We start from the raw sequence: 13,892 nt of genomic DNA, 5'->3' as shown, positions 1-13,892 counted from the left end.
TTCGGTTGAGCCGACCGGGCCATGCAGGGCATAGGGACGAAAGCTCGAAGGTGGGGAGGGAAAACGCCATGATCCTGGTGATGCGTGCAGTGCTGACGTTGGTGGGCCTTGTGTTCATTCTGATCGGCACATCGTTCCTGATCGACCCGGCGATCCAAGGCGGCGATTTCGGCCTGGTCGCCAAGGGCGCGCAGGGGCTGTCGACGATCCGCGCCGATTTCACCGCCTATTTCTGGGTCGCGGGCGGTACGCTCGTGATCGGTGCGTGGAAGCGCAACGGGGATCTGTTGCTGGTGGCGGCGGCGCTGATGGGCATTACGCTCGCCGTGCGCGGGCTGAGCCTGGCGCTCGACGGGTTCTACGAAGGTTGGACGATGCCGATGGCGGTCGAGGCGTTCACAGTGATCGTGGCGCTGTTCGGCAGCCGCGTGCTGCCGCACTCGGCGCTCGTGCCCGACGCGGCCGAAACGCTCTAGCCCAGCCAACCGAGCGTCATCAGCGCCCAGAGCGTGCCCGCGCCTGCCAGCCCTGCGACCAGGTAGCGAAGCCATCCGCCGCCTGTCCCCCCGCTGCGATCGGTCATCAGCCTGATTTCGGGCAGCGGCGGCGGTTCGGGCGCGCCGCCCTTGGGCGGGAATTTCTCCTCCAGCCGCCGGATCAGGCCGGGCAGGCGCAGCAGCGTCTCGGTATCTTCCTTGAGCCGGTCGGCCAGCGCCGCCTCGGGGCCGAGCTCGTCGCGGATCCAGCTGCGCACATAGGGCGCAGCGGTATCCCACATGTTGATATCGGGATTGAGCTGGGTCGCGATCCCTTCGACCATCACCATGGTCTTTTGCAGCAGCAGCAGGTGCGGCTGGGTCTGCATGTCGAAATCGCGGGTGATCGCGAACAGCCCGTCGAGCATTTGTCCGACCGAAAGCTCGCTGACCGGCTTGCCGCGCATCGGCTCGCCAACGGCGCGCAGGGCGGTCGCGAATTCGCCGACCGAATGATAGCTTGGGACGTATTGCGCCTCGAAATGGATTTCGGCGACGCGCTGGTAGTCGCCGGTGGTCAGACCGTAGAGGATTTCCGCCAGCCACTGCCGCGCGCGCCGGTCGATCCGGCCCATGATCCCGAAATCGATCGCAACGATCGTGCCGTCGTCCTCGACGAACAGGTTGCCCTGGTGCATGTCGGCGTGGAAAAACCCGGCGCTGATCGCCTGCGTCAGGAACGATATCACCAGCCGTTCGGCGATTTCCTCGAGATCGTGCCCCTTGGCGACCAGCTCGTCGCGCTTCGAGATCTTGATCCCGTCGACCCATTCCACCGTCAGGACCCGGCCATTGGTCCGATCCCAGTCGATCGCCGGGATGCGATAGCCGCCGACGCCCGACATCTGCTCGGCCAGTTCGGAGGCCGAAGCCGCCTCGCGCCGCAGGTCGAGTTCGGAATTGGTCCAGCGCTTGAAATTGGCGATCGTCAGGCGCGGGCGCAGCCGGGTCGCTTCGCCGCCCATCGCCTCGACATGCGCGGCCGCCCATTCGTAGGTCTGGATATCGCGCGCGAACTTCTCGCGGATGCCCGGCCGCAGGACCTTCACCGCAACCTGTCGTCCGTCCGAGGTCACCGCGCGGTGGACCTGCGCGATCGAGGCCGCGCCGACCGGTTCGGGGTCGATTTCGGAGAACAGCGTGTCGAGCGGCTGCGCAAAACTCGACGCCATCGACGCCTCGATCTCCTTGAAAGGCACCGGCGGCAGGCTGTCCTGCAGGCTCAGCAGGTTGCTCGCCGCTTCCTCGCCGACGAGATCGGGCCGGGTCGCCAGCGACTGGCCGAGCTTGATCGCCGCCGGGCCGATCGCCTGGAACGCGCCGGAATAATCGCGCGTGCCCCGCTTGCCGGTAAAGGTCGCCCAGCGCGCCAGCTTGACCAGCCGCCTGACCGGGGTCGGCGCGTTGGGATCGTTCTCGATCCCCACCAACGCGCGGCGGCGCGCCAGCGTCGTGCCCCATCGTGCGAGGCGAGACAGATGCACTACAGGTGAAGTCACGCGTCTAGACTTTCCACCCCGAGTGAATGGCGACAGCGCCGCCCAGGATCGATTCGTATTTGGTATTCACAAACCCTGCTTCGCGGATCATGCGTTCGAATTCGGGCATGGTCGGAAACTTGCGGATCGATTCGACCAGATAGCGATAGGAGTCCGCATCGCCGGCGATCGCCTGACCCATGCGCGGCAGCAGTTTCTCGGAATAGACATCGTAGATCTCGCGGAAGCCCGACCATTCGGTGGTCGAAAATTCCATGCAGTAGAACCGGCCACCGGGACGCAGCACACGGTAGGCTTCGGCCAGCGCCTTGTCCTTGAAGGTGACATTGCGGATGCCGAACACGATCGTGTAGGCATCGAAGGTGTTCGATGCGAAGGTGACGGCCTCGGCATTCTGCCGGGTGAAGACGAGACTGCCGGTCTCGTCGGTCTCGCGGCGCTCCATCGCGCGTTCGGCGCCGACATCGAGCATGTCCTGATTGATGTCGGCAACGGTGACGTTCGCGCCGCGATCGGCCATGCGAAAGGCGATGTCGCCGGTGCCGCCCGCCATGTCGAGGATCTGCTCGCCCGGCTGCGGCTTCACGCGCTTGACGAAGCGATCCTTCCACCCGCGATGCATGCCGAGCGACATTGCATCGTTCATGATGTCGTATTTGCGCGCGACGCTGGTGAAGACCTCGCCGACACGGCGGGTCTTTTCCTCGGGGCTGACATTTTCGTAGCCGAAGGAAACGGTGTCGTCTGCAGTTTCTGTCATGGCGGGTGCCCTAGAGACAATTGCACCGTGCGCCTAGAGTGTTAGAGCGCGGCAAATGCCAGAATTACCGGAAGTAGAAACAACGGTCCGCGGCCTTGCGCGGTTCCTCGATGGCGAGCGCATCACCCGCGTGGTTCTGAACCGCCCGGATCTGCGACGCCCGTTCCCGCCCGAACTGGTCCAGGTGATGACGGGCGCTCAGGTTACGGGGCTTTCCCGCCGGGCCAAATATGGATTGATCCATCTCGACCGCGGCTGCTCGATGGTCTTCCACCTCGGAATGAGCGGGCGCTGGCGGATCGATCCGGAAGTTGCGCATATCCACGATCATCTGGTGATGGAGACTGCGGGCCACCGATTTGCGCTCTGCGATCCGCGCCGGTTCGGATCGGTCGACCTCGTCGCGACCGACACGCTGGATGCCTGGCCGCAATTTGCCGCGCTCGGGCCGGAGCCGTTGGGAGACGGGCTGACAGCGGGGCATCTCAAGGCGGCTCTCAGGGGCAAGACCCAGTCGATCAAGCTGTGCCTGCTCGATCAGCGGATCATTGCCGGGCTCGGCAACATCTATGTTTGCGAAGCGCTGTGGCGCGCAGGCATCCGCCCGACCAAGGCTGCGGGAAAGGTGACCGGGCCGCAGCTCGAACGGCTGATCCCGGCGATCCGCGACGTGCTCGAAACCTCGATCCGCGATGGCGGCTCGACCCTGCGCGACTATGCCGCGCCGACCGGCGAGCTCGGCTATTTCGCCACCCGCTTCGACGTCTACGATCGCACCGGCGAACCGTGTCGCCGCGCGGATGGCGGTTTGATCCGCCGGATCGCGCAGGGTGGGCGCAGCACCTGGTATTGCGCGAAGTGCCAGAAGTGAGGGAATCGTTGACCTTTCGGCTCCAGCCAACTATGTGCCCCGCTTTCCGATGGCTCGGCGAATGACGCCGGCTGTCGTTTTCGAGCAAGCCTAGACATATTCCGGCCCGCCCACGCGCGGCCACACAGAACGCGAGACAGAGACACACATGGCCAACACGCTGCAAGCCCGCAAGCGCATCCGTCGCAACAACCGTCGTGCCGAAATCAATGGCGCGCGCGTCAGCCGCATTCGCGGTTTCGTCAAGAAGGTCGAAGCCGCATGCGAAGCTGGCGACAAGGACGCTGCGATCGCCGCGCTCAAGGCAGCCCAGCCGGAAATGGCGCGCGGGGTTGCGCGCGGGGTGATGCATAAGAACACGGTCGCGCGGAAAATGTCGCGCCTGTCGAAGCGCGTCGCCGCGCTCTGATTCGCACCGATTCGCTTCCCGTTCGCTCGCATTTCCGACGAACGACGGGATCAGGGGCCGCGCCGCGAAGGTGCGGCTCTTTTCGTTGGTGGCAAATGTAACTCCGGCGAAATCCGCAAACGCTAGGATTCCCCGCGATTCGCGTGGCCATTTATGCAAATTTAACGCTGAATCAGTCGCTTGAACGCACGCCTGCGGGTTGCAGCCGAGTCAACAGGAATATTTCACTTTTTTTAAAATTCCGTGCTTGCGCTTGGCCCCGATGCATCGTTTATTTGCGTCTCACTCGGGGCGGGACAGCCCGGGTTCTTACAGTCTGGTCGACAGGGGGCGCCTGCGAAACAGCGGTTTCGCGGGACGGGGAAGATTTGTCTGTCGAATGGTAAATATGCCCTCCGGATCGCGGCTCCGGGGACAAGAGGGAATTGGGGATTCAATGGTGCACAAAATCGACAAGGCGCGGTCCACGCGCCGCCACTCGGACGACGACTTGATGGAAGATGCCGAAGCCGTAAACCTCGCCGCCGACTGGGCCGATATCAGTCAGGGTCTCCGCAAGGATCTGGGGCACCAGCTGCACAGCCAGTGGATCAAGCCGATCCAGGTCGGCAGCATCGATGAAGACACCGGAACGCTCGACCTGTTCCTGCCGACCGAGTTTTCGGCCAACTGGGTCAAGGACCGCTTTCACGATCGCCTTCAGCTCGCATGGAAGATCGCCCGCAGCGAGGTGCGCAAGGTTCGCATCCAGGTGCACCCGGGACGTCGCCAATTGCCCGAACTCCGGCTTGACGACGGTCGCCGCCCGGCCAACGACGGTGCCAGCGCCATCGCGGTCGCTGCCGGCACGATCGGCGATGCCGGCTTTACCAGCTCGGTCGGTCTCGATCCGTCGCTGACCTTCGCTGCCTTCATCACTGGCGAGGCCAACGTGCTCGCCTGCAACGCGGCGCAGCGCATGGCCGCGACCGAGCAGCCGCAATTCTCGCCGCTCTACCTCAAGGCCGCGACCGGCCAGGGCAAGACGCACCTGCTCCACGCAATCGGCCATGCCTTCCTGCAGGCGCATCCCCGCGCGCGAATCTTCTACTGTTCCGCCGAACGATTCATGGTCGAATTCGTCCAGGCGCTCAAAGCCAACCAGATGATCGAATTCAAGGCGCGCCTGCGCAGCTTCGACCTGCTGCTGGTCGACGATATCCAGTTCATCATCGGCAAGGCGTCGGCTCAGGAAGAGCTGCTCTACACGATCGATGCGCTGCTGGCCGAAGGCAAGCGGCTCGTGTTCGCCGCCGACCGCGCGCCGCAGGCGCTCGACGGGGTCGAACCGCGCCTGCTCAGCCGCCTCTCGATGGGTCTCGTCGCCGATATCCAGGCCGCCGATATCGAACTGCGCAAGAAGATCCTCGAATCGAAGCTCCAGCGCTTTGCCCCGCTCTCCGTGCCCGACGACGTGATCGATTTCCTCGCGCGCACGATCACGCGCAACGTGCGCGAGCTGGTCGGCGGGCTCAACAAGCTGATCGCCTACGCCCAGCTGACCGGGCAGGAAGTGTCGCTGCAGCTCGCCGAAGAGCAGCTGACCGACATCCTCTCGGCCAACCGCCGCCGCATCACGATCGACGAGATCCAGCGCACCGTCTGCCAGTTCTACCGCATCGACCGCAGCGAGATGTCGTCGAAGCGCCGGGCCCGCGCCGTGGTTCGCCCGCGGCAGGTCGCGATGTATCTCAGCAAGGTGCTCACGCCGCGCAGCTATCCGGAAATCGGGCGCAAGTTCGGGGGGCGCGATCATTCGACCGTGATCCACGCGGTGCGGCTGATAGAGGATCTGCGCCAGCGCGATGCCGACATGGATGGCGATGTGCGCAGCCTGTTGAGACAGCTCGAAAGTTGATGGGATAACCCGCAGCACCTTCGGATCGCGTCCCCAGGGACATCACAGTGACTGCACCGTTTGTCGACAAGCCTGCCCACAGGCTTGTCGACAGCGGGTGCACAGGCTGTAAACACCCTTTCCATGGGTTCTGAACAGCTCTTTCCCGCCGCCGCCGACTTGCCGGGCTCGCTGCGTGCAGCGCTGCTTCGCGGCCTGCGCGCGCGCTGCCCGCGCTGCGGCGCGGCGCCGTTGTTCCGGAAGTGGCTGAAGCCGGTCGAACGCTGCGCGCATTGCGATCACGACTGGTCGGTGCAGCAGGCCGACGATTTTCCCGCCTACATCGGCATTTTCGTGGTCGGGCACCTGCTCGCGCCGGTGGTGATCGCGATGATCGGCGCATTCGGGCTGTCCGCGTGGCTGACGCTGGCGATCATCCTGCCGGTCGCGGTAGTGCTGCTGATGGCGATGCTGCAACCGACCAAGGGCGGCGTCATCGCGTTTCTGTGGTGGCACGGGATCGGAGCCTTCGTACAGGAACGGCGCGCCGCGCCGACGCAGGAATCATGAGCCTTTCCCCGGCCCGGCTCGATCGCTTCGCGCGCCATATCGTGTTGCCCGAGATCGGCGGCGCAGGCCAGGTTGCGCTGGCGGGCAAGCATGTCGCGGTGATCGGCCTCGGCGGAATCGGAAGCCCCGCGTTGCAATACCTGGCGGGGGCCGGGATCGGACGTTTTACGCTGGTCGACGACGATGCGGTCGATGCCAGCAACCTCCAGCGCCAGACGATCTTCACGGCGCGCGATATCGGCCACGGCAAGGCCACCAGCGCGCGGCGGTGGCTCGCCAATTTCGACGACGCGCTCGAGGTTGCGATCAGCGACAAACGCGTGAGCCCGGACAATATCGGGGAGCTGATCGCCGGGGCCGACCTGGTGCTCGACGGGACCGACAATTTCGCCACGCGCCTCGCCGTATCGGACGCCTGCGTCGCCGAACGCACTCCGCTGCTGTCGGCCGCCGTGGGCCGGTTCCAGGGTCAGGTCGGCGCATTTGCGGGGCATCTGGTGGGTGAGCCCTGCTACCGCTGCTTCGTCGGCGACGCGTTCGATGCCGAAGATTGCGACACCTGCGCAGAGGACGGCATGCTGGGCGCGATGGCGGGCTGGACCGGCAGCTTCGCGGCGATGCAGGCGGTGCGGGTGCTGCTGGCCGGGGTCAGCACGTTCGGCAAACCGCAATGGGGCGAATTGCACCTGCTCGACGGACTGAAACCCGGCTTGCGCACGCTCCGCATCGCCAAGGATCCGGGCTGCAAGGCGTGCGGCTCCTAGCCGCTCACGATCCCGGGCAAGAGCGGGACGAATCGCACCGGGCCGGATGTGCGACGTTCCCAGCTGTCCTCGCCCGTGCGGGTGATGCAGGTGAGTTCCTGCATCGTATCGTTGCCGAGCGGGATGACCAGCCGGCCACCGAGCGCTAGCTGCCGCTTGAGCGCTTCGGGTACGTGGTCGCTCGAAGCGGGCACGAGAATTGCATCGAACGGCGCGTGTTCGGGCAGACCTTTCATCCCGTCGCCCGCCATGACTGTGCAATTGGAACAGCCCAGCGCCGCGATCCGTTCTGCGGCCGCTCTGGCAAGCGTTTCGTGCCGCTCGATCGCGTGGACCCTGCGGGCCAGTCGCGCGATCACCGCCGCAGCGTAGCCCGATCCGGCACCGACTTCGAGCACGCTGTCGCCCGGCCTGATCGCCGCTGCCGCGATCATCGCGGCGACCACATAGGGCTGCGAGATCGTCTGCCCCGCGCCGATCGGCAGCGCGCCATCATGATAGGCCGGTTCGCGCAGCTCCTCCGGCACGAAGGTCTCGCGCGGGACTTCGCGAAACGCCGCGAGGATGCGCGGATCGTCGATCCCGCGGGCGCGGATCTGGCGATCCACCATGCGTTCGCGCAGCTGCTCCATCGCCGTAGTCACCCCGCAACGATAGCACACGCGCCGGGGTCGCTAGCCGCCCAAAAGCTCATCCACCCACTCGGGCACCAATCGCCCCGCCGGGCCGTGGCGCGATTCGGTGAAGAAGTGGCTGCCTTCGCTCGGCTCGAGATTGAGTTCGAGCGTGTGTGCGCCCGCCATGCGCGCTTCCTGCACGAACCCCGCCGCCGGATAGACCGCGCCGCTGGTTCCGATGCTGACGAACAGGTCGGTCGCGGTCAGCGCAGTGTAGATCCGCTCCATCTGGTACGGCATCTCGCCGAACCACACGACGTCGGGGCGCAGGCTGGGCGACCGGCACACCGGGCATGGCGGGTGGTGCGCCATGGGCGCATCCCATGCGGATCGCATGTCGCAGGCGAGGCACAGCGCGCTCTTGAGCTCACCGTGCATGTGCAGCACCCGGCTCGATCCGCCGCGTTCGTGCAGATCGTCGACGTTCTGCGTGACCAGCAGCAATTCGCCCGCAAACTCCGCCTCCAGCCGCGCCAGCGCGCGATGCGCCGGATTGGGCTCGACCTTGGCCAGCGCCTCTCGCCGTATATCGTAGAAGCCCAGCACCAGGTCCGGATCGCGGGCGAAGCCTTCGGGCGTCGCGACATCCTCGACGCGGTGCTGTTCCCACAGCCCGCCCGCGCTGCGGAAGGTATCGATCCCGCTCTCGGCCGAAATTCCGGCGCCGGTAAGGATGACGATGCGGTTGATTCCTGTCATGAACGTGTTGAAACACGGATGGTGGAGGCATGGCAATGTCGCAGTCGGACAAGCGGTTCGGAGTGATCGGGCACAAGGGCCGGATGGGCCAGGCAATCGCCGAGGCGATCGAGGAAGCAGGGCACGTCCTGCAGGTCGGCGTCGACGAAGGCGGCAATCCCGGTCCGCTGGCCGCGCAATGCGATGTGCTGGTCGATTTCTCGGTCCCGCAGGCGCTCAAGACCAATCTCGATGCAGCCAAGGTCGCGGGCGTGCCAATCCTCGTCGGCACCACCGGACTCGAAGAAACGCACTTCGTCCAGCTCGCCGAAGCGGCGCGCTCGATCCCGGTCCTGCAAACCGGCAATACCTCGCTCGGCGTGACGCTGCTAGCGCATCTGGTGCGCGAGGCGGCGGCAAAGCTGGGACCGGACTGGGATATCGAAGTGCTGGAAATGCACCATCGCGCGAAGGTCGATGCGCCGTCGGGCACCGCCAAGTTGCTGGGCCAGGCGGCCGCCGAAGCGCGCGGGATCGAGCTTTCGAGCCACATGGAAAGCGGCCGCCATGGCCACACCGGTGCACGCCGCGAGGGCGCGATCGGCTTTGCCACGCTGCGCGGCGGCACGGTAGCGGGCGAACACAGCGTGATCTTCGCCGGGGTCGAGGAGCGGTTGACGCTGTCGCATTCGGCCGAGAACCGCGCAATCTTCGCCCGCGGTGCGGTGCGCGGGGCGGCGTGGCTGATCGGACGGGAGCCGGGGCGGTACCGGATGGAAGACGTGCTGGGGTTGTGACCACCATCGATGCGGCGCGGTTCCGCTGGCGCGAGCATGGCGGCGGGGATGCGGTCGCCGCGCGCTGTCTCGACTTTCTGACCGGGATCGGGATCGAATGCGCACCGATTGGCGACGAGCAGGCGCAATTGCTCGATGGGCTTGCGATTGTCGGCGGGCGGTTGCTGATCGATCCCGCCATTGCGGTCTGGCCCGGTGACCTGCTGCACGAGGCGGGGCATATCGCGATCGCTGCGCCGGAAGAGCGATCATCGCTCGGACCGATCGGGCCCGATGGCGGAGACGAAATGGCCGCCATCGCGTGGTCCTATGCCGCCGCGTGCGCTTGCGACGTCAGCCTCGAACAGCTGTTTCACGATGGCGGCTATCGCGGTGAGAGCGAAACCTTGCGCACCGCTTTTGCCGACCAGGGTTATATCGGCGCACCTATGCTGGGCTATTTCGGCATGACCGACCCTCACGGGATTGCGGGCAAACACCCTTACCCTTCCATGATCCGCTGGCTGCGCTAACACGCAGGAGATGACCAAAGATCAGATTTTCGAGTTCTTCCGCCGTCTTGCCGAAGACAATCCCGAACCCGAAACCGAGCTGGAATATGGCAATGCCTACCAGCTCGTCGTCGCGGTCGCGCTGTCGGCGCAGGCGACCGATGTCGGGGTGAACAAGGCGACGCGCGCGTTGTTCGCCAAGGTGGAGACCCCGCAGGAGATGCTCGATCTGGGCCTTGAGGGCCTGATCGAACACATCAAGACGATCGGGCTGTTCAACTCCAAGGCCAAGAACGTGATCGCGCTCTCGCAGCTACTGATCGACGACTATGGCGGCGAGGTGCCGGACACGCGCGACGACCTCGTCCGGCTCCCCGGCGTGGGGCGCAAGACGGCCAATGTCGTGCTCAATTGCTGGTTCCGGCAAGAGACCTTCGCGGTCGATACGCATATCCTGCGGGTCGGCAATCGCACCGGGCTGGCCAAGGGCAAGACCCCGGAGCAGGTCGAGGCGAAGCTGGAGAAGCGCGTCCCTGAGCCGTTCCGCCTCCACGCGCACCACTGGCTGATCCTGCATGGTCGCTATGTCTGCAAGGCGCGCACGCCCGAATGCTGGCGGTGCCCGGTAGTCGACCTGTGCAGTTTCAGAAAGAAGGTGCTGGAGAAGCCGAAGGGGCGCTAAACCGGAGGTTCAGGTGCGTGGGCGTTAGATGCGCGCGGGGTGGTCATTGAGAGGGAGATTCCCGATGATCCGCACTGTTGTCCTGTTCACCGCAGCTGCCGCCGCCATGTCCTGCGCGCCGGTCGACCCCGCAAGCCGCGCCGACCCCGCCCTCGCCGGGCCGGCCGTCAAGGTTGTGGGCGAGGCCGAAAGCTGCATCAGCCGCTCGCAAATCCGCAACACGCTGGTGCGCAGCGATCAGGTGATCGATTTCGAAATGCTCGGCGGCAAGACCTATCGCAACGTGCTGCGCAGCCCCTGTCCGCGGCTCGGATTCGAAGAGGCGTTCACCTACACCACCTCGACCAACCAGCTGTGCACGCCCGAGATCATCTACGTGCTCGAAGAGATCGGCGGCAAGCTCAGTCGCGGCCCCGGCTGCGGGCTGGGCCGGTTCGTGCCGGTGGAGTATGTGGAAGTCGAAGACGATTAGGGCGTCTTCCAGTCCCGTACGGGGCGATGAGTCGTCGGGCGACGGCGCTAACCCTGCGATGTGGCGGTTCCCCATCCCCCGCCCCTGCCGCGATAGGTTTCGGCCGACAGGCTGAATTGCTGGCCGCAGACAGTGCATTTGAAATCGTGCGACATGAGATCGTCCCACGGGCCCTCTGGATTGACCTCGCAAAAGTGCGCGCCCCACCTGCCGCTGTGAGGGACTTCAGCCAGATGCCGCGCATCGACAGCACTTCTGGCAAGGCGAATCGCTCGGGTCAGATGCTCGGGGCTCCGAATTTCGATCGGCTCCTCGTAGGCCTCGCAATTTGGACAAGCCACTAGACGTCATCGGCCGAGATCATCTCGGCCCGGTCGATCTCGCCCGTCAGCGCTGCCACCGTCGTTGCCACCGCCGCGTCGCCGCTGACGTTGGTCGTGGTGCGCATCATGTCCATGATCCGGTCGATCCCCGCGACCAGCGCGATCGTTTCGAGCGGTACGCCGACCGCGCCGAACACCAGCACCATCATGATCAGGCCCGCCCCCGGAATGCCCGCCGCGCCGATCGCGCCGAGCGTGCCGAGTACCGAGATCATCACGTAGTCGCCCCAGCTGAGGTCGACCCCGAACACCTGCGCGCCGAACAGCGTCGCAAGGCCGAGATACATCGCGGTGCCGTTCATGTTGATCGTCGCGCCGAGGCTGACCACGAAACTCGCCACCGAATTCGATACGCCGAGGTTGCGGCGCACGCAGCGCAGCGTCACCGGCAGCGTCGCATTCGAACTCGCGGTCGAATAGCTCACCGCGATCGCATCGACGATGCCGCGGAAGAAATCGATCACCGGCAGGCGCGCGATGAACTTGATCATCCCGGCATAGATCAGGCCGATGATCAGGAAGCAGCCGACATAGTTGAGGATCACGACGATCCCGAGCGCCTGCAGCGCCTCGATCCCGAGCGTGCCCGCGACCCACGCCATCAGCGCGAAGACGCCGAACGGGGTGAGTTCCATGACGATCATCGTCACCTTCTGCATGACGATGCTGCCGCTATCGAAGATCTTCAGGACCGGCTCACCCTCTTCCTTCGCCATCAGGATGCCGATCCCGATCAGCAGCGAGAAGATGATCAGCGGCAGGACGTTGACGTCTGCCATCACCTGCACCGGGCTGGACGGGACCATTTCGAGGATCATCTGCTGGATCGTGACGCCGGTTTCCTGCCGCTCCTGCGCGCGTTCGAGCGCGGCCGCATCGAGGTCCATCCCGCTCGCATCGAGGCCGGAACCCGGCTGCACCAACGTGCCAAGCGCAAGGCCCAGCCACACGGCCATCTGGCCCGTGACCACGAACAGCAGCAGCGCCCGCCAGCCGACGCTGCCGAGCTTCTTGAGATCGCCGATAGAGGCGACCCCGGCGACGAGGCTGAAGAAGATCAGCGGGACGACGAGCATCTTGATGAAGGCGATGAAGACGTCGCCGACGATCTTGATGCTCTCCGCGCCCGGCCCCCAGACATAGCCGACGATGATGCCGAGGATCAGCGCAGCGATTACCCGCTGCCACAAGGAGATCGCGAACCAGCTTCCAAAGAGGCCGCGTTTCGGCTTGTGGGCCGTTCCGTCGGCGGCGGTCGAAGTCGGCGGTGCGGTATCGCTCATGTCAGTGTCCTTCGAGCGCGGCCAACGCCACGCGGGTGTAGATCCGGGCTAGCGTATCGAGGTCGGCGATGGCCACCGCCTCGTCGCGTTTGTGCATGGTCGCGTTGCACAGGCCGAATTCGATCACCGGGCAGACCGCGCGCAGGAACCGCGCATCGGAGGTCCCGCCAGTGGTCGACTGCTCCGGCTTGATACCGGTTTCGGCCTCGATCGCGGCGGCCAGCATGTTCGAGAAGGCGCCCGGCTCGGTCAGGAACGGCTCGCCCGAAATGATCGGCAGCGCGCGCCCGCCGTGTCGCTCGGCGATGGCGCAGACCCGTTCGGACAGGCTGCTGCCGGTGTGGAGGTCGTTGAAACGGATCGAGATGCGCGCCTTGGCCTGCGCCGGGATGACATTGTGCGCTGTGTTGCCCACTTCGAGATCGGTGATTTCGAGATTGCTCGGCTGGAACCACTCGGTCCCGGTGTCGAGCATCAGCGCGTCGAGCTCGGAAAGGATCGCCACCAGCTTGGGGATCGGATTGTCGGCGAGGTGCGGATAGGCGACGTGGCCCTGCGTGCCGTCGACCGTGATCCAGATATTGACCGAGCCGCGCCGCCCGATCTTCATCATGTCGCCCAGCCGATTGACGCTGGTGGGTTCGCCGACGAGGCACAGGTCGGGCTGGATGCCCTCCGCGTTCATGTAGTCGATCAGCGCGCGGGTGCCGTGCAGCGCGGGACCTTCCTCGTCGCCGGTGATGATGAAGCTGATCGTTCCGGCATCCTGCGGCACATCGGCGACCGCGCGCACCATCGCCGCGATCGCGCTCTTCATGTCGACCGCGCCGCGACCGTGAAGCAATTCGCCGCGGGTCGTCGGCTCGAACGGGTCGCTCGCCCAGCCCTCCCCCGGAGGCACCACGTCGAGATGCCCGGCGAAGGCGAAGTGCTTCGATCCTTCCGGGCCGCGCCGGATTGCGAACAGGTTTTCGACCGGAGCCTCGTCGCTGCCTTCCGGTCCGTCGCCGCGCCGGAAGCGGTGGATGGCGAAACCGAGCGGCACGAGCATCGCCTCCAGTGCATCGAACACCGCTCCGGTGGCCGGGGTGACGCTGGGCGCGGCAATCAATTGTTTGGCGAAATCGAGAACCTCGGACATCAT

Annotated in this window: 16 protein-coding genes; 10 read left to right on the top strand and 6 right to left on the bottom strand. The window is 65.4% G+C overall.

Annotation, left to right across the window (positions count from 1 at the left end):
- Nucleotides 1-68 precede the first annotated feature (68 nt).
- Entirely contained in the window at nt 69-476 is a 408-nt protein-coding gene (locus KDC96_RS15530) for a hypothetical protein (RefSeq protein ID WP_212449365.1), read from the top strand.
- On the opposite strand, the gene ubiB is transcribed toward KDC96_RS15530, so the two are convergent.
- Nucleotides 473-2,035, bottom strand: coding sequence for a 2-polyprenylphenol 6-hydroxylase (ubiB, locus tag KDC96_RS15525; RefSeq protein ID WP_212449364.1), 1,563 nt, complete (start codon nt 2,033-2,035; stop codon nt 473-475). The genes KDC96_RS15530 and ubiB overlap by 4 nt on opposite strands.
- Before the next feature lie 4 nt (nt 2,036-2,039).
- Nucleotides 2,040-2,795 (bottom strand): class I SAM-dependent methyltransferase, encoded by a 756-nt coding sequence (locus KDC96_RS15520; protein ID WP_212449363.1) that lies wholly within the window; start codon nt 2,793-2,795, stop codon nt 2,040-2,042.
- A 55-nt stretch (nt 2,796-2,850) separates the two neighbouring features.
- Between KDC96_RS15520 and mutM the strand changes: the two genes are divergently transcribed.
- The 5 genes from mutM (at nt 2,851) to KDC96_RS15495 (ending at nt 7,285) form a co-directional block, all read left to right on the top strand.
- Nucleotides 2,851-3,666, top strand: coding sequence for a bifunctional DNA-formamidopyrimidine glycosylase/DNA-(apurinic or apyrimidinic site) lyase (mutM, locus tag KDC96_RS15515; RefSeq protein ID WP_212449362.1), 816 nt, complete (start codon nt 2,851-2,853; stop codon nt 3,664-3,666).
- A gap of 148 nt (nt 3,667-3,814) precedes the next feature.
- On the top strand, nt 3,815-4,075 hold the full coding sequence (rpsT, locus tag KDC96_RS15510) for a 30S ribosomal protein S20 (protein ID WP_212449359.1): 261 nt from the start codon (nt 3,815-3,817) through the stop codon (nt 4,073-4,075).
- Nucleotides 4,076-4,511: 436 nt separating this feature from the next.
- Nucleotides 4,512-5,972: a chromosomal replication initiator protein DnaA gene (dnaA, locus tag KDC96_RS15505; RefSeq protein ID WP_212449357.1), complete on the top strand. Its 1,461-nt coding sequence runs from the start codon at nt 4,512-4,514 to the stop codon at nt 5,970-5,972.
- 123 nt (nt 5,973-6,095) lie between these two features.
- Nucleotides 6,096-6,521 (top strand): DUF983 domain-containing protein, encoded by a 426-nt coding sequence (locus tag KDC96_RS15500; protein WP_212449355.1) that lies wholly within the window; start codon nt 6,096-6,098, stop codon nt 6,519-6,521.
- Nucleotides 6,518-7,285 carry a HesA/MoeB/ThiF family protein gene (locus KDC96_RS15495; RefSeq protein ID WP_212449353.1) on the top strand — a complete coding sequence of 256 codons (768 nt, stop codon included), beginning with the start codon at nt 6,518-6,520 and terminating at the stop codon, nt 7,283-7,285. The genes KDC96_RS15500 and KDC96_RS15495 overlap by 4 nt, the downstream gene beginning before the upstream one ends.
- Here KDC96_RS15495 and KDC96_RS15490 read toward each other — a convergent pair.
- Together KDC96_RS15490 and KDC96_RS15485 are read right to left on the bottom strand one after the other, a co-directional pair.
- Nucleotides 7,282-7,929 (bottom strand): protein-L-isoaspartate(D-aspartate) O-methyltransferase, encoded by a 648-nt coding sequence (locus tag KDC96_RS15490; protein WP_249171829.1) that lies wholly within the window; start codon nt 7,927-7,929, stop codon nt 7,282-7,284. The genes KDC96_RS15495 and KDC96_RS15490 overlap by 4 nt on opposite strands.
- Before the next feature lie 30 nt (nt 7,930-7,959).
- Nucleotides 7,960-8,661: an NAD-dependent deacylase gene (locus KDC96_RS15485; RefSeq protein WP_212449350.1), complete on the bottom strand. Its 702-nt coding sequence runs from the start codon at nt 8,659-8,661 to the stop codon at nt 7,960-7,962.
- A 29-nt stretch (nt 8,662-8,690) separates the two neighbouring features.
- On the opposite strand from KDC96_RS15485, the gene dapB reads away from it, so the two are divergent.
- The 4 genes from dapB to KDC96_RS15465 all read left to right on the top strand — a co-directional run bounded on the left by dapB (nt 8,691) and on the right by KDC96_RS15465 (nt 11,082).
- A complete protein-coding gene (gene dapB, locus KDC96_RS15480) occupies nt 8,691-9,437 on the top strand; it encodes a 4-hydroxy-tetrahydrodipicolinate reductase (RefSeq protein ID WP_249171828.1) in 747 nt (248 codons plus the stop codon).
- Entirely contained in the window at nt 9,434-9,949 is a 516-nt protein-coding gene (locus tag KDC96_RS15475; protein WP_212449348.1) for a hypothetical protein, read from the top strand. The genes dapB and KDC96_RS15475 overlap by 4 nt, the downstream gene beginning before the upstream one ends.
- Nucleotides 9,950-9,959: 10 nt before the next feature.
- Entirely contained in the window at nt 9,960-10,610 is a 651-nt protein-coding gene (gene nth / locus KDC96_RS15470; protein WP_212449346.1) for an endonuclease III, read from the top strand.
- 64 nt (nt 10,611-10,674) lie between these two features.
- Nucleotides 10,675-11,082 carry a hypothetical protein gene (locus tag KDC96_RS15465; protein ID WP_249171827.1) on the top strand — a complete coding sequence of 136 codons (408 nt, stop codon included), beginning with the start codon at nt 10,675-10,677 and terminating at the stop codon, nt 11,080-11,082.
- Between the two features lie 340 nt (nt 11,083-11,422).
- On the opposite strand, the gene KDC96_RS15460 is transcribed toward KDC96_RS15465, so the two are convergent.
- On the bottom strand, nt 11,423-12,748 hold the full coding sequence (locus tag KDC96_RS15460) for a dicarboxylate/amino acid:cation symporter (protein WP_212449341.1): 1,326 nt from the start codon (nt 12,746-12,748) through the stop codon (nt 11,423-11,425).
- Between the two features lies 1 nt (nt 12,749).
- Nucleotides 12,750-13,889 carry a succinyl-diaminopimelate desuccinylase gene (gene dapE / locus KDC96_RS15455; RefSeq protein ID WP_212449339.1) on the bottom strand — a complete coding sequence of 380 codons (1,140 nt, stop codon included), beginning with the start codon at nt 13,887-13,889 and terminating at the stop codon, nt 12,750-12,752.
- Nucleotides 13,890-13,892 lie beyond the last annotated feature (3 nt).

It is taken from the genome of Erythrobacter sp. JK5 (genome assembly GCF_018205975.1).
Classification (GTDB): domain Bacteria; phylum Pseudomonadota; class Alphaproteobacteria; order Sphingomonadales; family Sphingomonadaceae; genus Erythrobacter.
The sequence above is the reverse complement of the archived record's forward strand: the minus strand, read 5'-3'. Positions and strand labels throughout refer to the sequence as shown.